Source organism: Paraburkholderia sejongensis, assembly GCF_020880815.1.
Taxonomy (GTDB): Bacteria; Pseudomonadota; Gammaproteobacteria; order Burkholderiales; family Burkholderiaceae; genus Paraburkholderia; species Paraburkholderia sejongensis.
This window is the reverse complement of sequence record NZ_JAJITD010000008.1, coordinates 43,430-69,011: the sequence shown is the minus strand read 5'-3', so window position 1 is coordinate 69,011 and position 25,582 is coordinate 43,430. Positions and strand designations below refer to the sequence as shown.

The 25,582-nt window shown below is 65.4% G+C and carries 20 protein-coding genes; 12 read left to right on the top strand and 8 right to left on the bottom strand.

The annotated features are described in order from the left end of the window. Positions 1-506: 506 nt before the first annotated feature. A complete protein-coding gene (gene bamC / locus LJ656_RS17105) occupies positions 507-1,733 on the bottom strand; it encodes an NlpB/DapX family lipoprotein (RefSeq protein WP_230510578.1) in 1,227 nt (408 codons plus the stop codon). Between the two features lie 422 nt (positions 1,734-2,155). Between bamC and LJ656_RS17100 the strand changes: the two genes are divergently transcribed. Both LJ656_RS17100 and LJ656_RS17095 read left to right on the top strand, forming a co-directional pair. Then, positions 2,156-2,572: a DUF2844 domain-containing protein gene (locus LJ656_RS17100; protein ID WP_425605958.1), complete on the top strand. Its 417-nt coding sequence runs from the start codon at positions 2,156-2,158 to the stop codon at positions 2,570-2,572. Between the two features lie 78 nt (positions 2,573-2,650). After that, positions 2,651-3,925: a DUF3443 domain-containing protein gene (locus LJ656_RS17095; protein ID WP_230510576.1), complete on the top strand. Its 1,275-nt coding sequence runs from the start codon at positions 2,651-2,653 to the stop codon at positions 3,923-3,925. A 98-nt stretch (positions 3,926-4,023) separates the two neighbouring features. Here LJ656_RS17095 and LJ656_RS17090 read toward each other — a convergent pair whose 3' ends face one another. Next, entirely contained in the window at positions 4,024-4,521 is a 498-nt protein-coding gene (locus LJ656_RS17090) for a hypothetical protein (RefSeq protein WP_230510575.1), read from the bottom strand. A 323-nt stretch (positions 4,522-4,844) separates the two neighbouring features. Here LJ656_RS17090 and leuA point away from each other — a divergent pair, with 323 nt between their 5' ends. Next, positions 4,845-6,551 carry a 2-isopropylmalate synthase gene (gene leuA / locus LJ656_RS17085; protein ID WP_230510574.1) on the top strand — a complete coding sequence of 569 codons (1,707 nt, stop codon included), beginning with the start codon at positions 4,845-4,847 and terminating at the stop codon, positions 6,549-6,551. A gap of 116 nt (positions 6,552-6,667) precedes the next feature. On the opposite strand, the gene LJ656_RS17080 is transcribed toward leuA, so the two are convergent. The 4 genes from LJ656_RS17080 to boxC all read right to left on the bottom strand — a co-directional run bounded on the left by LJ656_RS17080 (position 6,668) and on the right by boxC (position 11,993). Continuing rightward, positions 6,668-7,447, bottom strand: a complete 780-nt coding sequence (locus LJ656_RS17080; protein ID WP_230510573.1) for an amino acid ABC transporter substrate-binding protein — start codon at positions 7,445-7,447, stop codon at positions 6,668-6,670. Positions 7,448-7,593: 146 nt separating this feature from the next. After that, positions 7,594-8,829, bottom strand: a complete 1,236-nt coding sequence (boxA, locus tag LJ656_RS17075) for a benzoyl-CoA 2,3-epoxidase subunit BoxA (RefSeq protein ID WP_230510572.1) — start codon at positions 8,827-8,829, stop codon at positions 7,594-7,596. A gap of 34 nt (positions 8,830-8,863) precedes the next feature. Then, positions 8,864-10,291: a benzoyl-CoA 2,3-epoxidase subunit BoxB gene (gene boxB / locus LJ656_RS17070; RefSeq protein WP_230510571.1), complete on the bottom strand. Its 1,428-nt coding sequence runs from the start codon at positions 10,289-10,291 to the stop codon at positions 8,864-8,866. Between the two features lie 31 nt (positions 10,292-10,322). Continuing rightward, positions 10,323-11,993, bottom strand: a complete 1,671-nt coding sequence (boxC, locus tag LJ656_RS17065; protein ID WP_230510570.1) for a 2,3-epoxybenzoyl-CoA dihydrolase — start codon at positions 11,991-11,993, stop codon at positions 10,323-10,325. Positions 11,994-12,373: 380 nt separating this feature from the next. Here boxC and LJ656_RS17060 point away from each other — a divergent pair, with 380 nt between their 5' ends. The 5 genes from LJ656_RS17060 to LJ656_RS17040 all read left to right on the top strand — a co-directional run bounded on the left by LJ656_RS17060 (position 12,374) and on the right by LJ656_RS17040 (position 18,163). Continuing rightward, positions 12,374-12,841 carry a DUF4863 family protein gene (locus LJ656_RS17060; protein WP_230510569.1) on the top strand — a complete coding sequence of 156 codons (468 nt, stop codon included), beginning with the start codon at positions 12,374-12,376 and terminating at the stop codon, positions 12,839-12,841. A 124-nt stretch (positions 12,842-12,965) separates the two neighbouring features. Continuing rightward, entirely contained in the window at positions 12,966-14,597 is a 1,632-nt protein-coding gene (locus LJ656_RS17055; protein ID WP_230510568.1) for a benzoate-CoA ligase family protein, read from the top strand. 12 nt (positions 14,598-14,609) lie between these two features. Then, entirely contained in the window at positions 14,610-15,506 is an 897-nt protein-coding gene (locus tag LJ656_RS17050) for an alpha/beta fold hydrolase (RefSeq protein WP_230510567.1), read from the top strand. A 124-nt stretch (positions 15,507-15,630) separates the two neighbouring features. Further along, positions 15,631-15,942, top strand: coding sequence for a hypothetical protein (locus tag LJ656_RS17045; RefSeq protein ID WP_230510566.1), 312 nt, complete (start codon positions 15,631-15,633; stop codon positions 15,940-15,942). 103 nt (positions 15,943-16,045) lie between these two features. After that, positions 16,046-18,163 (top strand): phosphocholine-specific phospholipase C, encoded by a 2,118-nt coding sequence (locus LJ656_RS17040; RefSeq protein WP_230510565.1) that lies wholly within the window; start codon positions 16,046-16,048, stop codon positions 18,161-18,163. Between the two features lie 104 nt (positions 18,164-18,267). Here LJ656_RS17040 and LJ656_RS17035 read toward each other — a convergent pair whose 3' ends face one another. Then, positions 18,268-18,648 (bottom strand): DUF5594 family protein, encoded by a 381-nt coding sequence (locus LJ656_RS17035; RefSeq protein WP_230510564.1) that lies wholly within the window; start codon positions 18,646-18,648, stop codon positions 18,268-18,270. Between the two features lie 276 nt (positions 18,649-18,924). On the opposite strand from LJ656_RS17035, the gene LJ656_RS17030 reads away from it, so the two are divergent. Continuing rightward, a complete protein-coding gene (locus LJ656_RS17030) occupies positions 18,925-19,791 on the top strand; it encodes a hypothetical protein (RefSeq protein ID WP_230510563.1) in 867 nt (288 codons plus the stop codon). A gap of 45 nt (positions 19,792-19,836) precedes the next feature. On the opposite strand, the gene LJ656_RS17025 is transcribed toward LJ656_RS17030, so the two are convergent. Then, on the bottom strand, positions 19,837-20,745 hold the full coding sequence (locus LJ656_RS17025; RefSeq protein WP_230510562.1) for a LysR family transcriptional regulator: 909 nt from the start codon (positions 20,743-20,745) through the stop codon (positions 19,837-19,839). A gap of 180 nt (positions 20,746-20,925) precedes the next feature. On the opposite strand from LJ656_RS17025, the gene LJ656_RS17020 reads away from it, so the two are divergent. The 3 genes from LJ656_RS17020 (at position 20,926) to LJ656_RS17010 (ending at position 25,533) form a co-directional block, all read left to right on the top strand. Next, positions 20,926-23,052, top strand: a complete 2,127-nt coding sequence (locus LJ656_RS17020; protein WP_230510561.1) for a 3-hydroxyacyl-CoA dehydrogenase NAD-binding domain-containing protein — start codon at positions 20,926-20,928, stop codon at positions 23,050-23,052. A gap of 78 nt (positions 23,053-23,130) precedes the next feature. After that, positions 23,131-24,339 (top strand): acyl-CoA dehydrogenase family protein, encoded by a 1,209-nt coding sequence (locus LJ656_RS17015; RefSeq protein ID WP_230510560.1) that lies wholly within the window; start codon positions 23,131-23,133, stop codon positions 24,337-24,339. Between the two features lie 12 nt (positions 24,340-24,351). Beyond that, positions 24,352-25,533: an acyl-CoA dehydrogenase family protein gene (locus LJ656_RS17010; RefSeq protein ID WP_230510559.1), complete on the top strand. Its 1,182-nt coding sequence runs from the start codon at positions 24,352-24,354 to the stop codon at positions 25,531-25,533. Positions 25,534-25,582 lie beyond the last annotated feature (49 nt).

Sequence of the window (25,582 nt, the reverse complement as noted above, 5' to 3'; positions counted from 1 at the left end):
TCGGCTCGGCGCAGGCTCTTCGGCCTATGCCATTAGCGAAGGGAAACGCAGTTGGGGATCCGGCCGCCAGGCTTCGCCGGGCATCCCATCCGGCCCCATGAGTCCTATAAAGCAGCTTGTGTGCCAGTTAGCGCGTAGCTCGGCGGATTGGTTGCAAGCCACTGATTTTTATTGTGATATTTCTTGTTGGGCAGCGGCAAAGCGCGCCGACCGAGCGGTCGGAGAGCGTCCGGGCGAGTTACGTCACTGGGGTAACGTCACGTTACACGGGCTCGCGTGTGCGCTCGTGCTGAGGCAATTTGCGCGGATAGTCGGCGGTAGATGGAGAGCCGCTCGGCGCGACGATCGTCCGACGCACGGGGCGCGATGGCCGGGCGCGTCTTCAGCACGCAAAACCCATGTGCAACGTCTGCGCCACCCGCGCGCGAACGAAAAAAAAGCCCGGCTCGGCCGGGCTTTGTTTTTAAGCAGCAGCGCGAGCCGCAAGGCTCACGCATCAATGCGCATCAGTGCAGCTGATAAACCATCAGACTCAGGATCTGCTTGGCCTGCGGGCTTTCGTCGACCTGCCCCTTGTCGTCGACGATAGCGACGCGGGTCTCGTTCGGCGTCACCGCGCGCACGTTCACGCGATACTGTTTCGCGACCTTTTCCTTCCTGCCGTGAAACACCTGGCTCCAGAAGCCCTGCTCGGCCGACGACATATCCTTCGGATCGACGTAACGCACGAAGTACAGGCCACGGCTCACGTCGCGATCGTCGACGGTGAAGTTGCTGCGGTCGAGCGCGAGTCCGACGCGCAGCCACGCGCGGTCATACGGCTCGCCGAGCGTGAGTTCGGTCGACGACATCTGCGCGGACGTATGGGCCGCGTCATCCGGCATCGGCTGCTGGGCCGCGAGTGCGACGTTCTGCGCAGCGGTCGCGGCCGCGGCCGACTTTGCACCGGCGCCCGCCGCGCCAGGCGCGATCTGCGCGCCGGCCGGCGACAGTTCCGCGTTCTGCGTGTCGCCCTGCGAGCGCGCATCGGCGCGCGCGAGCGCGGCCATCAACCGCTTCAGATATTCCTGCTCGAGCGCCGGGTCGTTCGGCTTCGGCTGCCATTCGCTCGAATCCTTGTTGGTGCCGGTGATCGCCTCGCGCATGCCCTTCTGGCTGACGAACACGTAGGTGCCGCCGTTCGGCGACTTTTCGAGACGGGTGCGGAACTTGTTGCGCTCCGAGGTCACGTAGCTGTTGCCCATCGTCTTGGACAACGTATTGCGGATAAAGCCGTTGTCGATCTGCGCGTGGGTTTCGTTCCAGTCGGTTTCCATCACGCCCTTGTCGCGCTGGTCGACCACCAGCAGGAAGCCCTGCTCCTGCCAGAAACGGCGGATTTGCGGCCATGCCTGATCGGGCGCCTTGTTGTCGATCACGAGCCAGCTTTCGGTGCCGTCGCGCTGGATATGCATGCCCTGAACCTGCGGCACGACTGCCACCGCGTCGCCCGCCGGCGCCTGCGCCTGTACCTGCTTCAGCGTGGACAACGACGTTTCGCCGCCCTGCGGCGGCAGCGAACGCTGATCGGCCGTCTCGTCGATCATGTTCGGCGGCACGGCAAGCGATGCCTGCTTCGACTTCGAGTCGCTCTTGTAGTCGATTTTGGTCGGCGACGAGGTGCCGCAGCCGGCGACCAGCCCGCCCGCCATCAGCAATACTGCAAACCGCTTGGTAAGACGAAGATCAGTCATGTTCGGGGAATCCTTCCGCTACGCCACGGCAAGTTTCCGTGGATCAACCCAACATTTTACCGGTCCCGGGCAAGCGTGTGCAAAAACTGGGGTTTGCCCGCGCTAAAGCCGAAGGCCGCCGCTGCCGACAAGCGCATAGTGACCTCGACGAAGGCGGACGGTTATGCAACAAAAAATGACGGTCCCCGATCGACGTGGGAAAGTTCTCGGGTCTTCGCCGGAAGCTGCTTCAGAACGGGCTTTTCGCGGACAGGCACCCGGCTGCGAGGTGCAGGGGTCTGTGTCCAACACGGCCTACGAAAAATTAAAAAACCCGGGCGGTTCACCAATCCGTTATCTCAATAAAGCCCGGCCGCCAGACGAGGACAAGCCACATGTACAAGCACTGTTTCAATCGATCGGCGAGCGCCGCGGCGCTCGCGATGGTCGCCTGCTGCGCGAGCGTGAGCGCGCATGCGCAATTGGGCGGCGCGATGCCCAGCGGGGCCGTGGCCGGCGCGAGCGCGCCGCATACGGTGCTCAACGGCGCGCTGCGCGAGCGCACGTGGACCGACGCCGGCACCACCGTGATCAACGAATACGCGACCAGTACCGGTCAGATCGTCGCCTATGCATGGCAGGGCCCGACGATGCCGGACCTGCACGCATTGCTCGGCAACTACGCGGATTCTTATCGGGCCGGCGCGGCCGCCGCGGCGGGTAGTGGCAACCTGCATGCGTCGCGGGTCGCGCGTTCCGACGTGATCGTGGAGTCCGGCGGGCCGATGCGCGGCTACGTCGGCCGGGCGTGGTTGCCGGCGGCGCTGCCGGCCGGCGTGAGCGCCGACGACATCCAGTAACTCACGCGCGCGTGTGCCGTCGCGTCGTGCGCGCGCCGGCACACGCGCCCTTCCGTGCATCCGACCGGTCCTCACGCCATGAAATCCGCCCTGCGTTTCCACGCCCTGCTCCTCGTCGTCTGCGCGGCCCTCGCCGCATGCGGCGGCGGGGGTGGCGGCAGCTCGTCGACGAGTGCGACGCCTTCCACGCCTTCGTCCGGCGGCCCCAGCTCCACCGGTTCCGCCGGCTCGACCAGCGCAACCAACACGACCCAACCCGCCAGCGTGCCGCAATCGACGGTGGCCAACGTGCAGCCGATCGCGGTCGGCGTGTCGCCCGGCAACACCCGCAACATGCTGACGACCAGCGTCACCGTCTGCGAGGCCGGCACCAGCAACTGCGCGACGATCGACGATATCCAGGTCGACACCGGCTCGAACGGCCTGCGCATCCTTGCGTCGGCGCTGCCGGCGACTCTGTCGCTGCCGACGATCGCGGCGGGCGGCGGCGTCAGCGCCGAATGCGCGGTGTTCGGCAGCGGCTACGCGTGGGGCTCGCTGCGCAACGCCGACGTGCGCCTCGCCGGCCAGCTGGCAGCGTCGATTCCGATTCACGTGATCGCCGACAGCGCGCTGCCCGCCGCGCCGACCGACTGCGCGAACGCGGGTCCGGCGCTGCTGACCGTCGCGAGCCTGCATTCGAACGGGATCCTCGGCGTCGGTCTGTTCCCGGTCGACTGCGGCAGCGGCTGCTCGAACGCGGCGCTGCCGCGCTGGTACTACAACTGCACGACGGGCGGCAGTTGCACCGCGACGCGGCAACCGCTCGCGCAGCAGGTGACCAACCCGGTCAGCAGCTTCGCGCTCGACAACAACGGCGTCGTGATCGATCTGCCGGCCGTCGCGGATGGCGGCGCGCCCAGCGTGGCGGGCTCGCTGATCTTCGGCATCGACACCCAGGCGAACAACACGCTGAGCGGCTCGACGGTGCTCAAGGCGAATGCGGCGACCGGCTACGTGACGACCAGCGCAGGCGGCCAGACCTATGCGCTGAGCTATCTCGACAGCGGCTCGAACGGGCTGTTCTTCCGCTCGACACAGTTCCCGCTGTGCGGCTTCTGGTTCTGCCCGAGCACGACGCAGGCGTTGAGCGCGACGATCACCGGCGCCAACGGCGTGTCGAGCACGGTGTCGTTTACGGTCGGCAATTCGAGCACGATGTTCGCGTCGGCGAACAACGCGTTCGCCAATCTGGCCGGCAACGCGAGTCAGGGCTTCGGCTGGGGGCTGCCGTTCTTCTACGGCAAACGGGTGTATACGGCGATCGCGGCGCGCAATACGTCGGCGGGCGCCGGGCCGTATTACGCGTTCTGAAGTGGGTCGGTGGAGTCAGGAGGGAGAGGAACGCAGCGGGAACGCAGCGGGAACGCAGCGCGCTTGCGTGACCGGAACGCGGCAAGCGCGCGGCGGGCCTAGCCCGCTTCGCTGGCCGCCTGCTCGAGCGGCGCGGCCAGTTGCGCCGGTGCGAGCCAACGGAATACGTCGAGCGTTTCGCCGTTGAACGTGCATTCGGCCGCGGCCGGCGTGTCGATCTTCTTCGACACGGGATGGCTAGCCGCCGCTTCGAGTTCCGAGGCCGCGTGCGGCGCCGACGCGGCCAGCGGCGCGGAAGCCGCGAGCGCGTCCGAAGCGGCGGCGTCCGGCACACTCACCCGCTTCTGGATCGACCCCTCGACTACCACGCGCGAGCCGCGAATCGCGGCGCCCCGGTGGCTGACCCGCAGTGTAGCGGCCGTCATTCCCAACGCCGGATCGGCGAGCTTGTCGCGCATCAACTGCTCGCATGCGCTGGAGTTGCGGGTGGCAATCGTGCAGCCCGCGAGCAGCGCGGCGGCGCTCACGATACAGGCCGCGGTACAGGCCGCAGTAGAGGCCGCAGTACAGGTGAAAGGGAGGAGCCGAATTTTCATCGAAAGTCCGTTGTTCCAGGCGTCGGCCATTGTAGCTCAGGGCTTGTCGAGCGGCATCGCAGCCGTTTCGGCGCTTGACGGGCCGCCGCGAATGTGTTCCTATTGCGCCCTATGTACCGCGCCCAGACCACCCTATCGCTACTACTAGCCCGCTCTACCGGGCTAGGTCTGCTGCTGCGCGCGTCCGCTTCTCTCTGATCCACCGAAGCATCGCTTGAATCCCCAGTAACTGACCCAGCCCCGGTTTCCGACCGGCGGCCCAGTATCGCGTTTTCGTCGTCCGGTCGACACCCGTTCCACGGTCTCTCCCCCGGATGATGAAAATGTTGAAAAACCCTGCTACCAAGTACCGCTCGTTCAAGCCCATCAATTTGACGGACCGCCAGTGGCCGTCGCGCACCATCACGCGCGCGCCGATCTGGATGAGCACCGACCTGCGCGACGGCAACCAGGCGCTGTTCGAGCCGATGAACGCCGAGCGCAAGATGCGCATGTTCAAGACGCTGGTGCAGATCGGCTTCAAGGAAATCGAAGTCGCGTTTCCGTCGGCGTCGCAGACCGATTTCAACTTCGTGCGCGAGCTGATCGAGGGCGGCCATATTCCCGACGACGTGACGATCGAAGTGCTCACCCAGGCACGCGACGATCTGATCGAACGCACCTTCGAATCGTTGCGCGGCGCCCCGCGCGCGATCGTCCACCTGTACAACGCGACCGCGCCGGAATTTCGCAAGATCGTGTTCGGCCTCGAAAAGAGCGGCGTGATCGAACTCGCGCAGAAAGCCGCGCGCACGATGAAGCGCCTCGCCGACGCGCAGCCGGAAACCCACTTCACGCTGCAATACAGTCCCGAAGTGTTCAGCGGCACCGAACTCGAATTCGCGAAGCAAGTGTGCGACGCGGTGTTCGACATCTGGGAACCGACGCCGCAGCACAAGGCGATCGTCAATCTGCCGGCCACCGTCGAAATGGCCACGCCGAACGTCTACGCGGACCAGATCGAATGGATGCACCGCAACCTCAAGCGCCGTGATTCGCTGATCGTGTCGGTTCATCCGCATAACGATCGCGGCACCGCGGTCGCCGCCGCCGAACTCGCGGTGATGGCCGGCGCCGACCGTATCGAAGGCTGCCTGTTCGGCAACGGCGAGCGTACCGGCAACGTCGACCTCGTCACGCTCGCGTTGAACCTGTACACCCAGGGCGTCGACCCCGAACTCGATTTCTCGAACATCAACGAAGTCGCGCGCACCGCCGAGGAATGCACGCAGTTGCCGGTGCATCCGCGTCATCCGTATGTCGGCGATCTGGTGTTTACCGCGTTCTCGGGCTCGCATCAGGACGCGATCAAGAAGGGTTTTGCCGCGCAGAAGCCGGAAGCGATCTGGGAAGTGCCGTACATGCCGATCGATCCGAGCGACCTCGGCCGTACCTACGATTCGGTGATCCGCGTCAACAGCCAGTCGGGCAAGGGCGGCATCGCGTATTTGCTCGAGCAGAGCTACGGCGTGGTGTTGCCGCGCCGTCTGCAGGTCGACTTCAGCTCGGCCGTGCAGCGCTACACCGACGACAGCGGCCAGGAAGTCACGCCCGCGCAGATCTGGGAACTGTTCCAGCAGGAATACGTGCATGCCGCCGAGCCGGTTCGCTATCTCAGCCACAGCCTGTCCGAGCAGGACGGCCGCGAGCACATCAAGCTGAACGTCGAAATCAACGGCACGCCGCGCGTGCTGAGCGGTTCCGGCAACGGCCCGCTCGACGCGCTGATGCAGGCGTTCGACGTGCCGGTGCGCATCCAGCACTACGAAGAGCGCGCGCTCACGCAAGGCGCGGATGCCCGCGCGATCGCGATCGCCGAAATGGCCGGCGCGGATGTGTCGGGCAGCGCGTTCGGCGTCGGTGTCGACGCGAATCTGGTGACCGCGTCGATCCGCGCGGTGATCAGCGGCGTGAACCGTGCGTATGCCCGCGTGAGCGCGGATGCGCAGGAGCGTTTCTTCGACGCGGCGCTGAGCGACGCGACGGTCTGAGTTCGGCTCTGCAATCGACGAGGCGGCGCGCCGGATAAGCGGCGCGCTGCCGGCAAAAAAAAGAGGGGGCGTGAAGACGCCCCCTCTTTTTTATTGGCGATTCATCACGCGCCGATTCATTGATAAACGTCGCGACCGAAGTACTTCTGCGAAATTCGCAGATAGGTGCCGTCTTTGCGCAGGCGCGCGAGCGCGTCGTCGAGCGCCGCGCGCAGTTTCGGGCTGCCCTTGCGGATCAGCACCGCGGCGTGATCACCACTGCCGGCCGACTGATCGACCGCGACGACTTTCACCGGGGCATCCGGCCGGCGCTTGCGGTAATCGAGAAACGACAGCGAATCGTTGACCGTCGCATCGACGCGGCCCGCGATGACGAGCTCGATCGAGTCCTCGAAACTCGCCGCCGGAATCACCTGCGCGCCATGCGCGGCCGCGACCCGGCCGACCGCGCTGCCCAGCGTATTGGCCGTTTTACGGCCTTTCAGATCGTCGAACGAGTGGATGCTGGTGTTGTCCGACGCGACGATCAGCACCGAGTGCGACGTGAGGTACGGCGTCGAGTAATCGTATTTGAGCTTGCGTTCGTCGGTGATCGCCACTTCGTTGATCACCGCGTCGTAACGGTTCATGTCGAGCCCGCCGATCATGCCATCCCATTTGCCCTCGATGAATTGCGCGTCGACGCCGAGCCGCTGTGCGATCGCGCTGCCGAGTTCGACGTCGAAGCCGGTCAGCCGGCCCGTCTCGTCGTGATAGCTGAACGGCGCGTAGGTGCCCTCGGTGCCGATGCGCAGCACGCCGGCGGCCTTGATCCGCGCGAGATCGTCGGCGTGCGCGGGCAGCGCGAGCGCGATCTGCAGCAACGCGACGAGCGCGAGGGAACGAAGCGGATTCATCGATGACTCCGTGGGGTGGCGACCTGTAAGCGGCTGTGGCGCCGGCCCTTTCGGGCCGCGGCGCAACGTGGGCCGACTGTAGCAAACCGTCCACCTTTTTCAAAGCGGAACGCGGCAGCCGCGCGAAGCGCGCGGGCGCGCGCCGCTCAGTAAGTCTCCAGATGCAGGCGCCCTTCCCGCTTCAGCTTCGCCCACAGCGCGTCCCAGTCGAGTTGCCGCTGTTCGGCGATCTCCCGCAACGCCTGCAACACGCCGTCCTCCATCCCCTTCAGACCGCACACGTAGATGTAGGTGTTGTCGTCCTTCAGCAGACTCGCGACGTCGGCCGCGCGCTCGCGCATCGCGTCCTGCACGTAGCGCTTCGCCTGCCCCGCGGTGCGCGAAAACGCCAGCGTGGTATCGATGAAATCCTTTGGCAGATTCGTCAGCGGCCCGAAGTAAGGCAGTTCCTCCTTGGTGCGCGCACCGAAAAACAGCATCAGCTTGCCGGTCGCGCCTTTCAGGCGCTTGCGCCGGCGGTACTCGGTCATCGCCCGCATCGGCGCGGAGCCGGTGCCGGTGCAGATCATCAGCAGATGCGAGTTCGGATGATTAGGCATCAGAAACGTGCTGCCGAACGGCCCGATCACGCTGACCGTGTCGCCCTTTTTCAGATCGCACAGATAGTTCGAGCAGACGCCGTCGACCGCATCGCCGTGCTGGCGCGCGACCCGCTTGACCGTCAGCGACACGTTGTTGTAGCCGGGCCGCTCGCCGTCGCGCGGGCTCGCTATCGAGTACTGGCGCGCATGATGCACGCGGCCGTCGGCGCTCGCGCCCGGCGGCAGAATGCCGATCGATTGTCCTTCGAGCACCGGAAACGGCATCGCGCCGAAGTCGAGCACGATGTGATGAATATCGCTGGAAGTCGACGCGTCGGTCAGGCGGTAGTTGCCGACCACGGTCGCGCTGGTCGGGCTCGCGTGCGTGTACAGATTCACGTACGGCTTCGCGGCCGACCACGGCGGCACCTGCGCGCCGCGCACCGTGTCGACTTCGATGCCGTCCGCCTCGTCGGTGCTGTCGCCCTGGGCGGGCAACGCCGGTTCCGCGGGCGGCACCGCCATCGTGTTCTGTTCGGGCAGCACGTCCCACGTGAATTGCTCGTCGATCGAATACGCGTCGGCCCTCAGCACGGTGCGCCAGTTGTCGATCGCGCCGGTCGGGCACGGCGGCACGCAGGCCATGCAGCCGTTGCAGATATCCGCCCTGACCACGTAGTTGTTCTCGTCGTGCGTGATCGCGTCGATCGGACAGGTCTCTTCGCAGGTGTTGCAGCGAATACAGATTTCCGGATCGATCAGATGCTGGCGCACAACTTCGATCGACGCTGGGCCGTTCATGACTTCCTCCGACTGCAAAGACGGGCCGCGCGCGTCAATTGAAGCGCACGTATTCGAAATCGACCGGTTGCCGGTTCACGCCCATCGCCGGCGGCGCGATCCAGTTTGCGAACTTGCCCGGCTCGGCGACGCGTCCCATCAGCGACGCGACGAACGCGCGGTCTTCCGGCGTGGCGAGCCACTTCGCCTCGTTCGCGGCCCATTCGGTCTCGCTGAGCACGCGGCCGTCGGGCGACACCCGGGTGCCCGCGAAGGTGCCGATCTGCCGGTTGAACGCCTTGTGCGGCACTGTCATGCGCCAATCGATGCCGGCCTTTTCCAGCACCTTGTTCCAGCGGCCGACGCCGGCCACCGAATCCTTGATGTAATCGTCGCGCAGCACTTCGTTCATCGCGTTCAGCATCGGCACCTCGCGCTCGACCAGCTTGCCGTCCTGCACGTCGAGCAGCTTGTAGCTGTGCTCGTTCAGACGATGATCGTCGTCGCGCTTGCCTTCCTCGTAGCGGCCCTTCAGCCCCGAGCTATAAAACGTCGCCGCATTCGACGAATGATCGGCGCCGAACAGGTCGATCGTCACCGAGTAGTGGAAGTTCAGATAGCGCTGGATCGTCGGCAGATCGATCACGCCGGCCGCGCGCAGCTTCGCGACGTCGTCGGTGCCGAGTTCGTTCATCACCTGCGCGGTGCGCTGAATCACGCGCGACACGCCCGATTCGCCGACGAACATATGATGCGCTTCTTCGGTCAGCATGAACCGGGTGGTGCGCGCGAGCGGATCGAAGCCCGACTCGGCGAGCGCCGACAGCTGGAATTTACCGTCGCGATCGGTGAAGTACGTGAACATGTAGAACGCGAGCCAGTCCGGCGTTTTCTCGTTGAACGCGCCAAGAATGCGCGGATTGTCGTCGTCGCCCGACCGGCGGCCGAGCAATGCTTCGGCTTCCTCACGACCGTCGCGGCCGAAATAGCGATGCAGCAGATAGACCATCGCCCACAGATGGCGGCCTTCCTCGACGTTGACCTGGAACAGGTTGCGCAGATCGTACAGCGACGGCGCGGTGAGCCCGAGGTGACGCTGCTGTTCGACCGAAGCCGGCTCGGTATCGCCCTGGGTCACGATGATGCGGCGCAGATTCGCGCGATGCTCGCCCGGCACGTCCTGCCACGCGGCTTCGCCCTTGTGCTCGCCGAAATGGATCTTGCGCTCCTGCTCGCCCGGCGTGAGGAAAATGCCCCAGCGGTACTCGGGCATTTTCACGTAATCGAAATGCGCCCAGCCGCCGGCGTCGACGCTGACCGCGGTGCGCAGATACACGTCGTAGCCGTGCGAGCCTTCCGGGCCCATGTCGCCCCACCACGACAGGAAGTTCGGTTGCCACTGTTCGAGCGCGCGCTGCAGTGCGCGGTCGTCGGCGAGGTTGACATTGTTCGGAATCTTTTCGCTGTAGTTGATCGTGGACATGGGGTCGGTTTCCTGTGCGAAAGCCGCGTGATCAGACGCGCGACACATCGAATTGCGGCTTGCTGCCCTTGCCGTACACCTTGAGCGCGCCCTTCTCGCCCACCGCGTTCGGACGGTTGAAAATCCAGTTCTGCCAGGCGGTGAGACGCCCGAAAATGCGTGTCTCCATCGTCTCCGGTCCGTTGAAGCGCAGATTCGCTTCGAGCCCGGTCAGTGCATCCGGCGACATCGCCGCGCGCTCCTCGAGCGCGATGCGGATTTCGTCGGCCCAGTCGATATCGTCCGGCGCCGCGGTGACGAGACCGAGGCGCTCGGCGTCGCGCGGCCCGAGCGGCTGGCCGAGCAGCGCGCGCACCGCGTCGAGCGGTTCGGACTCCTCGTAGAAGCGCCGCGCTAGCCGCGACTGATGCGTGACGAGCGGATACAGACCGAAGTTGACTTCCGACAGCGTCAGCGCCGGCTCGTCGTCTTCGCGGTCCGGCAGCGCGGCCATGTAGCTGCGATCGGCGGCGAACGCGATCTCGGCGAACGTGCCGGCGAAACACGAACCCGGTTCGATCAGCGCGAACAGCGAGCGCGACGACACGTCGATACGCGCGAGCGTGCGGCGCAGCATGCCGATCGTCTCGCGCACGAACCAGTGATCCCTGTGCTGCAGCAGCGTCGCGTCGGCCGCCAGCAGATGACGGGCGTCGCCGGTGGTCTTGAACACCCAGGTGCCGATGTCGAGTTCGTTGGTGCGCATCGACAGGATCGCGTCGTCGAGTTCGCGTGCGAATTGCAGCGGCCACCAGTTCGCGCCGGCCGCGACGATCGCGTCAAGCTCCGAAGGCGGCGCGCTGAGCGGCGCACGCGCGGTAAAAGTCGCAACGCGTTTGGCGCGATCGATCGTCACGTCGACGGTTGCATAGCTCAGGCCGTCCGCGCGCTCGCTGCGTTCGATACGGGTGAGCGCGACGCCTTGCGCATCGACGGGCCGGTCGCTGTGCGCGGCCAGTTCGAGCGCGCGCGCCTGAATCGCCTGCTCGAACTGGTTCGGCTTCACGACTTCATCGACGAGCCGCCACGCCTTCGCACGCTCGCCGCGCACGCCTTCGACCAGCGTGCAAAAGATATCCGCGCGATCGTGGCGCACGTGGCGCTTGTCGGTCACCCGCGTCAGACCGCCGGTGCCGGGCAGCACGCCGAGCAGCGGCACTTCCGGCAACGATACGGACGACGAACGATCGTCGATCAGATAGATTTCGTCGCAGGCAAGCGCGAGTTCGTAGCCGCCGCCCGCGCACGAACCGTTCACCGCGGCGAGAAATTTGAGCCCCGAATGACGCGACGAATCTTCGAGGCCGTTGCGGGTTTCGTTGGTGAACTTGCAGAAGTTGACCTTCCACGCGTGCGACGACAGACCGAGCATGAAGATGTTCGCACCCGAGCAGAACACCCGGTCCTTCAGGCTCGTCACCACCACGGTCCGCACTTCCGGATGCTCGAAGCGGATTCGCTGCAGCGCGTCGTGCAGCTCGATATCGACGCCGAGATCGTATGAATTGAGCTTGAGCTTGTAGCCGTCGCGGATCCCGCCGTCCTCGGCGATGTCGATGCCGAGCGTCGCAACCGGGCCGTTGAAACTGAGCTTCCAGTGCTGGTACTGCGACGGGTCGGTGCGGTAGTCGACCGGGGCGACGGCGGGCTCAACTGCGGACATGGGGGTGTCTCCTGATTGACGATGCGAGGCTATTTTTTGAACCATAGTGCACTTTATTTAACAAGTAAAGCACTTTAGTGCACTTACTGGCAAACCCCGACGCGGCCCCGCTCGGCGCGATCCAGCTGCGCAGATGAGGGCTTTCCCTGAGAGTACTTTTGATTCATATTCTGCGACCTCGTGAATTCGGCGCATGTACTATAGTGCTTGACAGGCGTCGACTGAACGGTTTAATTTTTCGCCAAATGCAGATTCAAACAAACATTCGCGCGCAGCCGAGCAAGCCCGGCTGCGTCATGGAGACCGCGCGGCAGCACGCCTGCACGAAAGTGCCGGTGCACGGGCACGTACCCGGCGCTCGCGCGCATCTGGAGGCTCGCATGTCCCCACAGGATTTCCAGCGTCTGATCGCAGGCGTGACCGGGCAACTAGCCGGGCGGCCGGTCGACGCCGAGCTCGCCGCGTGGCTGAACGACACCTGGCCCGCCGACAGCCCGACTTTCCAGCAACTGGCCAGCGCGTGCCGCAGCGCTATCGCCAGCGGCTGGATGTGCAACCGCGAAGGCGGCGGCATCCGCTACGGCCGTGTGTTCAACGCGTTGCCCGAGACTCATGGCTTTTCGGTCGACGTCGTCGACATGCGGGACATCGCCGGTCCGCACCACGTGCATCCGCACGGCGAAATCGACCTGATCATGCCGCTCACCGAAGGCGCGACGTTCGATGGCCACCCGGCCGGCTGGTGTGTGTACGGCCCCGGCTCCGCGCATCGGCCGACGGTCGCCAACGGCCAGGCGCTGGTGCTGTATCTGCTGCCGCAAGGCGCGATCGAATTCACGCGCGCGTAAGCCGCGCGCCGCGCCGCCCACGCCACGACATCGCAGCCCACACCACGCCCCACGCGAACAATTCGCAGCGAGCGGCTCACGAGCACATAACGGCCGGAGCGCGCCCCACCGATGGAGGAGACCTATGGAAGCCCTGCTGGAAAAGGCCGAGTCGCAGCCCGTCGCGCCGCCGCCGTCGTTCAACTTCGCCGCGCATCTGTTCCAGCTGAACGACGCGCGCGCGAGCAAGCTCGCCTATCTCGACGATCACGGCACGCTGACTTACGGAGAACTCGAGCAACGCGCGCGCCGCTGCGCCAGTGCGCTGCGCGCGCTCGGCGTGCACCCGGAGGAGCGCGTGCTGCTGGTGATGCTCGACACCGTGTCGCTGCCGGTCGCGTTTCTCGGCACGCTGTATGCGGGCATCGTGCCGGTCGTCGCCAACACGCTGCTGGGTGCCGCCGACTACGCGTACATGCTCACGCACAGCCAAGCGCGCGCGGCGATCGTTTCGGAACCCTTATTGCCCAATGTGATCGACGCGCTCGCCAGCGTCGAGCACGACGGTTGCCAGCTGCTGGTGTCGCAACCGTACGGCACCGCCGCGGCGGCAGCCTCTGCGCCGGCATCGCCCGCATCGCCCGCATCGCTCGCATCGCCCGTTCCGCCGCGCTTCGAAACGCTGCTCGACGCGGCGCCGCCCGCGCTCAAAGCCGGTCCGACCGGCGCCGACGACATCGCGTTCTGGCTGTATTCGTCCGGCTCCACCGGCAAGCCGAAAGGCACCGTGCACACGCATGCGAATCTGTACTGGACCGCCGAGTTGTACGGCAAGCCGGTGCTCGGCATCGTCGAAAGCGACGTGGTGTTTTCGGCGGCGAAACTGTTCTTCGCGTACGGACTCGGCAATGCGCTGACCTTTCCGCTGTCGGTCGGCGCGACCGCGATCCTGATGGCCGAGCGCCCGACCGCCGACGCGATTTTCACGCGCCTCGTGCGGCACCGGCCGACCGTGTTTTACGGCGTGCCGACGCTGTACGCGAACATGCTGGAGTCGCCGAATCTGCCGGCACGCGCGGACGTCGCGATACGGATTTGCGCGTCGGCCGGCGAAGCGTTGCCGCGCGAAGTCGGCGAGCGCTTCACCGCGCACTTCGGCGCCGAGATCCTCGACGGCATCGGTTCGACCGAAATGCTGCACATCTTCCTGTCGAATCGCCCGGGCGAAGTCGAGTACGGCACAACCGGTCGCCCGGTGCCGGGCTACGAAGTCGAGTTGCGCGACGAATCCGGGCAGCCGGTGGCCGACGGCGAAGTCGGCGATCTGTTCATCAAGGGTCCGAGCGCAGCGTTGATGTACTGGAACAATCGCGAGAAAACCCGCGCGACCTTCCTCGGCGAATGGATCAGAAGCGGCGACAAATACCGGCGCCTCGCGAACGGCTGCTATGTGTACGCGGGCCGCAGCGACGACATGCTGAAGGTGAGCGGCCAGTTCGTGTCACCGGTCGAGGTCGAGATGGTGCTGGTCGAGCATCCCGCGGTGCTCGAAGCGGCGGTGGTGGGGCTCGCGCGCGACGGCCTCGTGAAGACGCGCGCGTTCGTCGTGCTCAAGCGCGAGTTCGCGCCGTCTGAGATACTCGCGGACGAACTGAAGGCCTTCGTCAAGGGACGACTCGCGCCGCACAAGTACCCGCGCGACATCGTATTCGCCGACGACCTGCCGAAAACCGCGACCGGCAAGATTCAACGCTTCAAGCTGCGCGAACTATCATGAGGTAACCGATCGATGCAGAACCCTGCTTGCGCTGTAGCCTCCGCTGTTGCCCCTTCCATTGCCTCCGAGAAGGCCCCCGCGAACGCATCCGCCGCTGTGAGCCGCTTCGCCGAGTTGCCGGCGAGCGGGTCGCATGGGCCGTTGCGCATCGAATATCGTTGGGTCAACGAAGCCGCGCAAGCCCCGGAAAATGCGCCGATCGCGGTGTTTCTGCACGAAGGCCTCGGTTCGATCGCGATGTGGCGCGACTGGCCGCAACGCTTGTGCGAACGGCTCGGCATGCGCGGGCTCGTCTATTCGCGGCCCGGCTATGGACTGTCGACCCCACGCGAACCCGATGTGAAATGGCCGCTCGATTTCATGACCGCGCAGGCGCGCGACGTTCTCCCCGCGCTGCTCGACGCGCTCGACATCGATACGCAACAGCGCCGGCACATGTGGGTGATCGGCCATAGCGACGGCGGCTCGATCACGCTGCTGTACGCGGCGCTCTATCCGGATGCGCTGGCGGGCGCGGTCGTGATCGCGCCACATGTGTTCGTCGAAGACATCTCGGTGCAAAGCATCGCGCAAACCAGACAGCTTTACGAAACCACCGACCTGCGCGCGAAGCTCGCCCGCTATCACGCGGACGTCGATTCCGCGTTCTACGGCTGGAATGACGTCTGGCTCGATCCTGCGTTCAGGCAGTGGTCGATCGTCGACGCGCTCGCGCCGATCGAAAGGCCGCTGCTCGCGATTCAGGGCCACGACGACAACTACGGCACGATGGCGCAGATCGACACGATCGCCGCGCGCGTGCCGCACGCGCGGCTCGTCAAACTCGATACGGGCGGACACTCGCCGCATCGCGATGCGCCCGCTGCTCTGAACGACGCGATCGCCGCGTTCGTCCGCGCACAGCCATAAACGCCGCGGCGCGGCTCTTGCGCCTTGTTCATAAAAATTACACGGTTCGGCACTTATGCTCTCGCATCGCTGACCTCGGCACCTCGATGCCCAGGCATCCCTTCCCCGTGCCGGAGACAGTGCCATGCCCCTCGTGTCGAAGCCGTTCCGGGCGCCGTCGCGCAAACGTTTGGCACGCGCACTGACGCTCGGCGTGCTGTGCGCGCTCGCCGCCGGCTGCGGCAACGACGATAAGACCAACCGTACGCCTACGCTCAGTGCTACTGAGCATTCCGCCGCCAACAGCTTTAACGGCTCGGGCGACGCGCCGCCGGGCACACCCGCGCCGGCCATCCTGACGATCCAGACTCCCGCGGCATCCTCGTCCGACGCCGGCACCGCGCTGTCGGCGACCGCGCCGCCGCTCGCACCGCCCATGATCCACAGCGTGGATTGAGTTTCATGCTGCGCGCGGCGGCCGGCCTGTCCCCCCGCGGCAGCGCAGCACATCGTCCCCCTTCGCTCTATCCTTTCGTCCACCGAAGATCAAAGCCACCACCATGACCTCAAAAAATCGCCGTGATTTTCTCCGCTCGGCCGCGCAAGCGGCCGGTTCGTTCACCGCGCTCAGCATGCTGCCCGCCGGCATTCGCAACGCGCTCGCGATTCCGGCCAACAACCGCACCGGCACGATCCGCGACGTCGAACACATCGTCGTGCTGATGCAGGAAAACCGCTCGTTCGATCATTACTTCGGCTCGCTCAAAGGCGTGCGCGGCTTCGGCGATACGCGCGCGATCAAGCTCGCGAACGGCCAGCCGGTCTGGTATCAGCCGATGACCACCGATACCGCCGGCGCCGGCTATGTGCTGCCGTTCCGCCCGGGCGCGCCGAACCTCGGCCTGCAATTTCTGCAGGATCTCGCGCACGACTGGGGCAGCACGCACGCCGCGTGCAACGGCGGACGCAACGATCAGTGGGTGCCCGCGAAAGGCACGACGACGATGGCCTATCTGACGCGCGAGGACATGCCGTTCCACTATCAACTCGCCGACGCGTTCACGATCTGCGACGCGTACCACTGCTCGCTGATGGGGCCGACCGATCCGAACCGCTACTACATGTGGAGCGGCTGGGTCGGCAACGACGGCAGCGGCGGCGGTCCGGTGATCGACAATTCGGAACTCGGTTACGGCTGGTCGACGTATCCGGAAGTACTGCAAAACGCCGGCATCTCGTGGAAGATCTATCAGGACATCGGCACCGGGCTCGATGCGAACGGCTCGTGGGGCTGGACGCAGAACCCGTATATCGGCAACTACGGCGACAACTCGCTGCTCTACTTCAACCAGTACCGCAACGCGCAGCCGGGCAATCCGCTGTACGACAACGCGCGCACCGGCACCAACGCGGCAAAGGGCGACGGCTATTTCGACATCCTCAAGCGCGACGTGGAGAACAACGCGCTGCCGCAAGTGTCGTGGATCGTCGCGCCGGAAGCGTACTCCGAACATCCGAACTGGCCGACCAACTACGGCGCGTGGTACATCGATCAGGTACTGCAGATCCTCACGTCGAATCCCGAAGTGTGGAGCAAGACCGTGCTGCTGATCAACTACGACGAAAACGACGGCTTCTTCGATCACGTCGCCGCGCCGTTCGCGGCCGCGTCGGGCGCGAACGGTCTGTCGACTGTCGACACCACGCACGAAATCTATCCGGGCGACGCGAAGACCGCGGCGGCGCCGTACGGGCTCGGGCCGCGCGTGCCGATGCTGGTCGTCTCGCCGTGGTCGAAAGGCGGCTATGTGTGCTCGGAACTGTTCGACCATACGTCGGTGATCCGCTTCATCGAAAAACGGTTCGGTGTCCATCACAATCTGGGCGAATCGAACATCACGCCGTGGCGTCGCGCGGTATGCGGCGATCTGACTTCGGCGTTCGACTTCGCCAATCCGAACGCGGCGATGCCGTCGCTGCCGTCCACGAGCGGCTACGTGCCGGCCGATCAGCAGCGCCACGACGATTACAAACCGCAGCCGCCGGCCGTGCAGGCCATGCCGAAACAGGAAGCCGGCGTGCGTCCCGCCCGCGCGTTGCCCTATGAACTGTTCGTGCGCGCGGACGAAGGGGCGAACGGCAAATTGACGATGCGCTTCATCAATACCGGTCGCGCGGGCGCGGTGTTCCTCGTGTATGCGGCCAACAGCACGACTGCGCCGCTCAGCTTCACGGTCGAGGCGGGCAAGCGTCTGCACGACACCTTGACGCTCGATGCGGACGGCAGCTACGACTTCACCGTGCACGGCCCGAACGGCTTCCTGCGCCGCTTTGCCGGCAAGGTGGCCGCGCACGGCGGTGGCCATCGCGCTGACAGCGCGCGGCCGGTCGTCGCCGACGGCTACGACGTCGCGAACGGCAATCTGCAACTGCGGCTCCAGAACGACGGTAGCGCCCGTTGTCAGTTCACCATCGTCAACGCCTACGATCCGAACCATCCGATCCGCCACACGGTGCGCGGCGGCGATCACGACGAGTTATATCTCGATCTGCGCAACGCGCACGGCTGGTACGACCTGGCAATCACCGTCGATACCGACCCGGCGTTTGCACGACGCCTCGCCGGTCACGTGGAAACCGGCAACAGCAGCATGAGCGATCCGGCGTTGGGCGCTTAAGCGTTTCGGCGCGCTTTCATGAAGCGCGTTTGTAAAGGCGACGGCCGCTGCGTGTCTGCACGCGGCGGCCGTGGTTTTTCGGGGCTCCCGATTCGGGAGGAATGCTACGCTTCGAAATCGAGCCCGCCGATCAACATGATCGGATCGCCCTGCGTATGCGTGAGGAAATCGAGTTCGCGCGCCTGCGTCCATGCGGTGAGCTTGCGCGGCAATGCCGCCAGATAGCGGGCGAAGCGCGCGCCGCCCGACTCGTTCATCAGCCGCTCGATTTCGTCGCTGTCCCACGTCAGATAGAGATTCAACGGATACGGATAGTGGCCGACATCGCCGAGCGGCGCCGCGTGAATCCGCAACCGCGTCGGTTCGCCGTGGCCGCCGTGCGGCAACACATCGGTATGCACGGTCTTCGCGAAACACGCGGCGATCGCTTCGGCGATGCGCGGCGCGAACTGCTGGTCGAAACGAATCGCACTCTCCGGGCGCATCCAGGATCTCCGGTTTTTATTGGTCGTGGTGGTGGGTGGGTGATCGTAGCATGGGCATCGGCATGCGCAAGGCCGCCGGGATCCCCAATCCTCGCGCATCTGACATAACCCAGACCCGATCCGCCTATTTCTCTGTCGCGACTCGTCAATTCGCGACAACTCCTGTGCAATTTCGGCCCTTTACGTCTGATGTTCTCCGGGCGGGCTAGCATCGACCCTGGTTGACGTAACGCGCCGGTCGCGTCGCGTCGCTCGATTGTTTTTCCCGGAAGGCTTATGAGCAAGGCAAGATTCGCATCGTTCTGGCATGGCCCGGAACTCTCCCCGTACGAAATCGCCTGTCTGAATTCGTTCACGTTGTACGGCAGCGAGGTCGCGCTCTACAGTTACGAGCCGATCGCCAATCTACCGCCGCGCGTGATCGCGAAGGACGCGAGCGCGATTCTGCCGCGCGATTCGCTGAACGATTTTCCGATTAACGGTGTGCCGTCGATGGCGCACTTCACCGACTATTTCCGCTTCGTGCTGTTCACGAAGACCGATGAAATCTGGGTCGATACCGACATGCTGCTGCTGCGCGACTTCGACCTGGGCGCGAAAGGCGATCTGATCGGCCGGGAAACGCCGACGAGCATCTGCACCGCGCTGTTGCGGCTCGATCCGGATCATCCGCGCCTGAACGATCTGATCGTGCGCGTCGAAGCGATGAAAGGCACCGAGATCAAGTGGGGCGCCACCGGTCCGCGCCTGTTGACCACCGTCTACGGCGTGAAGGCCGGCATGCCCGAAAGCCTGTTCTATCCGGTGCATTTCGACGACTACTACAAGCCGTTCCTGCCACGCTATTTCGACGAATGCGCGGCGCTCTGTTCCGATGCGTACACCCTGCACCTGTGGAACAACCGCGTCGTCAAAATGGGCCTGTTCAAGCGCGTCGGTCCGCCGGTCGGCTCGTTCCTGCATCACGTTTTCGAGCAAACGGGCGCGAATGGGATGTTCCGCGAGTTCTACCCGACCAACGTGATGCAAGCGATGATCGACAACGCGGAGGAGAAAGTCGGCAGCGACGAAGGCGTGCGCAAGCTGCTGCGCGTCGGCGTGCCGATGGTCAAGACCGCGATCGCGCGCCGCTTAGGCGCCTAACTCCCTCACCGCCTCTGCGCTTGAGCGCCCCTATACGCGTAACCGCTACGGTTCCCGCGCGGCTTGCGCGGCGTGAGTCTGCTCGAGGATGAATTCGATGAACGTCGCGGCCGCGCGCGTGTGATGGCGATTCGGCATATAAAGCAAGTACATGTGGGTGCCGAAGATGCTGAGCCGCCATTCGTCGAGCGCGGTGCGCACCTCGCCGCGCTTCAGAACGTCCTGCACCACGTAGTCGGGCACGAGCCCAACGCCGAGGCCAGCCAGCACCGCCTCCCGCAAAAATAGAAAGTTTTCCGAAATAATTGTCGGTTCGAGCAGCACTTCGTGCCGCTCGTCATGCAGATAAGCGGCGAGCCGCAGCTGTTTGCCGATCACGGCCGCGGTGATCAGCGGCGCGGCGCGCAGATCGTCGAGCGTCGCCGGCATGCCGCGCGTTTGCGCGAACTCCGACGACGCGCACGCAACGTAACGGACCGGCCCCATATCGCGCGCAACCAGATTCTGCGGCGGCTCCGACATCACCCGCACCGCGATATCGACCTCGTCGCGCAACAGATCTTCGACACGGTTCTCGAACATCACGTCGAGCACGATCCCCGGGTACAGCCGCTTGAACGCGATCAGCCAGTCGGACATCACGAGCTGGCCGTAGCCGCTCGGCACGCTCAGCCGCACCCGCCCCTGCAGACTCTGCCCGAGTGTAGTCACCGACTCGCGCGCGGCCAGCAGTGCGTTCTGAATGGTGCGGCCATGCTCGTAAAGCCGCAGCCCGATCTCGGTCGGCTCGACGCGGCGCGTGGTACGCCGCACCAGTTGCAGACCGACCGAGCGCTCGAGCTGGTTCAGGTGATAGCTGACGTTCGCGCGGCTCATCTTGAGCCGGCGCGCGGCCTCGCTCAGATTGCCGGCATCGAGAATATCGACCAGCAGAGTCAGGGAATTGACGTCCATCGTCGCGTCGTTGTCAAAATAATTTTGACAGTCTGTCAATCATCCATGTGATTGTCAACGAACCTTGACCGCTCCAGAATGGGATCATCGGGCGCACGTTTGCTGCGTACTGCGCGTTTTTTTCTGCATGTACCGGCTACGCACGCGCCCTCGCCAATCGAACCAAAAGGAGACGCCCCGATGACCCTTCCCCTTTCAGCCGACGTCGTCACGCGCGAGTTGCGCGGCAAGGTGCTGCTCGTCACCATCGATCATCCGCCTGTCAACGCACTGTCGGCCGACGTGCGGCGCGGCCTGCTCGCGGCGATCGAAGCGGCCGACGCCGAGCCCGCGATCGGCGCCGTGCTGCTGATCGGCGCGGGGCGCAACTTCATCGCCGGCGCGGACATTCGCGAGTTCGGCAAGCCGCCGGTTGCGCCCGCGCTGCCGGACATATGCAACCGCATCGAGGCGTGCAGCAAACCGGTGATCGCGGCGTTGCACGGCGCGGCGCTCGGTGGCGGGCTCGAGGTGGCGCTCGCCGCGCATTACCGGATTGCGGTCGACGGCGCGAAGCTCGGCTTGCCCGAAGTGCAACTCGGTCTGCTGCCGGGCGCCGGCGGCACCCAGCGCACCCCGCGCCTGATCGGCGCGCAGGCCGCGCTCGATCTGATTCTGAGCGGCCGGCACGTGGGCGCGCAGGAAGCGCTCGCGCTGGGCCTGATCGATCGCATCGGCACGAGCGACGACATCCTTGCCGAGGGCCTCGCGTACGTGCACGAACTGCTCGCCGCCCATGCCCCGGTAAGACGCACGCGCGACGCCGCCGCGCTCGCCGATCGCGCGGCGAGCGCGGCCGCAATTGCTACCGCACGCGCGCAGACCGCGAAGCAATCGCGCGGCCTGTTCTCGCCGCTGAAGATCGTCGACGCGGTCGAAGCCGCGCTCGAACAGCCCTTCGACGAAGGTCTGAAAACCGAGCGCAAACTGTTTCTGCAATGCCTGGACAGTCCGCAACGCGCAGGGCTGGTCCATGCATTCTTTGCCGAACGCGAAGTGCTGAAGGCGCCGGAAACGCGCGACGCGAAACCGCGCGCGCTGAACGCGCTCGGCGTAATCGGCGGCGGCACGATGGGCGCCGGCATCGCGGTCGCGGCACTCGATGCGGGCTTGCCGGTGACGATGATCGAACGCGACGGCGCGGCACTCGCGCGCGGCCGCGCGCACATCGAAAAGGTCTACGACGGCCTGATCGCAAAGGGTCGCATGAGCGCGGAGAAGAAAGCCGCGACGCTCGCGCGCTGGAACGGCAGCACCTCGTACGATGCGCTTGCGCACGTCGACCTCGTGATCGAAGCGGTATTCGAGGACCTCGACGTGAAGAAGGCGGTGTTCGCCGAACTCGACCGCGTCTGCAAGCCGGGCGCGGTGCTCGCGACCAACACGTCGTATCTCGACATCGACGCGATAGCCGCCAGCATTTCCCGCCCCGCCGACGTGATCGGCCTGCACTTCTTCTCGCCGGCCAACATCATGAAGCTGCTCGAGGTGGTGGTGCCGAAACAGGTCAGTGTGGACGTGGTCGCAACCGCGTTCGAGCTCGCGAAGAAGCTGCGCAAAACGCCGGTGCGCGCGGGCGTGTGCGACGGCTTCATCGGCAACCGGGTGCTCGCCGTGTATCGCGCCGCCGCCGATGCGCTGATGGAAGACGGCGCGTCGCCCTACCAGATCGATGCGGCGGTACGCGCATTCGGCTTTCCGATGGGCCCGTTCCAGGTGGTCGATCTCGCCGGCGGCGACATCGGCTGGGCCGCGCGCAAACGCCGCGCGGCGACCCGCGATCCGCAAGCGCGCTATGTGCAGATCGCCGACCGTCTGTGCGAGCGCGGCTGGTTCGGCCAGAAGAGCGGCCGCGGCTTTTATCTGTACCCCGAAGGATCGCGCAGCGGCACGCCGGACCCGGAGGTCGAGGCGATCGTCGACGCCGAACGCCAACGCGCCGGCATCACGCCGCGCAGCTTCACGGACGACGAAATCATCCGCCGCTACATGGCTGCGATGATCAACGAAGGCGCGAACGTCGTGCACGAAGGCATCGCGCTGCGCCCGCTCGACGTCGACGTGACCTTCCTGTACGGCTACGGCTTTCCGCGCTACCGCGGCGGCCCGATGAAATATGCGGACATGGTCGGCCTGCCGACGATACTCGCGGACATCCGCGCATTCGCAAAGGAAGATCCGCTGTTCTGGCGGCCGTCGCCGCTGCTGGTCGATCTGGTCGAACGCGGCGCCGATTTCGCGAGCCTGAACCACACCGCGCACGCGTAGCCATCATTCACCGCATCGCGACTGGCGCCACTTTACGTGACGAGCGCCGGTCTACTGAACTCCCATGGAATAACCGCGATGGATCTGAACTTCACCCCCGAAGAAGAAGCGTTTCGCACCGACGTGCTGACGTTTCTGCGCGACCACCTCCCGCAGCGCCTGGCCGACAAGGTACACGGCGGCCGCCGTCTGACACGCGACGATATGGCCGAATGGCATGCGATCCTGCACCGCCAGGGCTGGCTGGCGAACCACTGGCCGAAGGAGTACGGCGGCCCCGGCTGGAACGCGGTGCAGAAATTCATCTTCGAAAACGAATGCGCATTGGCCGGCGCGCCGCGCGTCGTGCCGTTCGGCGTCAACATGCTCGGCCCGGTGCTGATCAAATACGGCAACGACGCGCAGAAACGCCACTGGCTGCCGCGCATTCTCGACGGCTCGGACTGGTGGTGCCAGGGCTACTCCGAACCGGGCGCCGGCTCCGACCTCGCGGCGGTCAAGACCACCGCGGTGCGCGGCACCGACGCCCAGGGCGAGCACTACATCGTCAACGGCCAGAAGACGTGGACCACGCTCGGCCACTACGCGAACATGATCTTCTGTCTCGTGCGCACCGCGACCGACGTGCGCAAGCAGGAAGGCATCAGCTTCCTGCTGATCGATATGAATACGCCGGGCGTCGAAGTCCGGCCGATCATCACGCTCGACGGCGAACATGAGGTCAACGAAGTGTTTTTCACCGATGTGCGCGTGCCGGTCGAAAACCTCGTCGGTGAACAGAACAAGGGCTGGACCTACGCGAAGTATCTGCTCACGTATGAGCGCACCAATATCGCGGGCGTCGGCTTCTCGGTTGCCGCGTTCAACCGCCTGCGTAAGATCGCCGCGAAGCAGCGGCGCAATGGCCGCCCGCTCGCCGAAGACCCCGCGTTCGCCGCCCGCATGGCGCGCGTCGAGATCGACCTCGAGAACATGAAGACCACCAACCTGCGCGTGATCGCGGCGGTCGCGGGCGGCGGCGTACCCGGCGCCGAGAGTTCGATGCTGAAGATTCGCGGCACCGAGATCCGACAGGAAATCTCGTCGCTGACCCGCCGCGCGATGGGCGCGTACGCGCAGCCGTTCGTCGAGGAAGCACTGCACGAGGGCTTCGATGGCGTGCCGGTCGGACCCGACGAAGCGGCGAGCGCCGCGTCGCTGTACTTCAACAATCGCAAGCTGTCGATCTTCGGCGGCTCGAATGAAATCCAGAAGAACATCATTTCCAAAATGATCCTCGGACTGTAAGAGGCGCACGTCATGAATTTTCAGCACTCCGAAGACCGCCGCATGCTGGCGGATACGCTGAACCGCTTTGTCAGCGAGCAATACGGCTTTGCGACGCGCGACGCGATCGCGCGCTCGGCGCAAGGCTTCAGCACCGAACTGTGGGCGCGCTTTGCGGAGCTCGGCGTGATCGGCGCGTTATTCGATGAAGCGAGCGGCGGGTTCGGCGGCGGCGGTTTCGATATCGCCGTCGTGTTCGAGAGCCTCGGGCGCGGTCTCGTCGTCGAGCCGTTTCTCGATACGTTGATCGTCGGTCGGGCGCTCGCGCGCGCCGGCAACGACGCGCAGCGGGCGCTGGTGGGGTCGTTGATCGACGGCTCGCGGATCGTCGCGCTCGCGCATGGCGAACCGGACAGCCATTACGAACTCGCGCGCGTGACGACGCGGGCGCAGCGCGACGGCAACGGCTGGACGTTGAACGGCGCGAAGGCGGTGGTTCAGCACGGCGAGCACGCATCGCACTTCCTCGTCTCCGCGCGCACCCATGGCGACGAAGATGACGAAGCCGGCATTTCGCTCTTTATGGTTGCGCGCGATGCCGCGGGCGTTGGCGTGCGCGGCTATCGCAAGATCGACGGCGGCCGCGCGGCCGAAGTCAGCTTCGACAACGTCCGGCTCGGCGACGATGCGTTGCTCGGCCCTGCCGACCAGGGCTTCGCGACGCTCGAATACGCGGTCAGTTGCGGCGTGCTTGCACTATGCGCGGAAGCGGTCGGCGCGATGGACGTCGCAAAGGACTACACGCTCGACTACCTGCGCACCCGCAAACAGTTTGGTGTGCCAATCGGCAGCTTCCAGGCGTTGCAGCACCGGATGGCCGGCCTGCTGCTCGAAATCGAGCAGGCGCGCTCGGCGGTGATCAACGCCGCGGCCGCGCTCGACGGCGAGCGCCATGCGCGCGAGCGCGCGGCGTCGGCGGCGAAGTACAGCATTGGACGGATCGGCACGCTCGTCGCCGAAGAGTGCATCCAGTTGCATGGCGGGATCGGGATGACATGGGAACTGCCGCTTGCGCATTACGCGAAGCGCCTCGTGATGATCGATCATCAACTTGGGGATGAGGATCATCATCTGGAGCGGTTTGTGGCGTTGGGGGTGGGGCAAGGGGTGGGTGAATGCCAAGCAGTGCCCGCAGTGCGCGTACGCGGGGCCTGACAAGTCGTCGCCGTGAAGAAGCGGCGCCGTTCATCACACAGCGATAGCA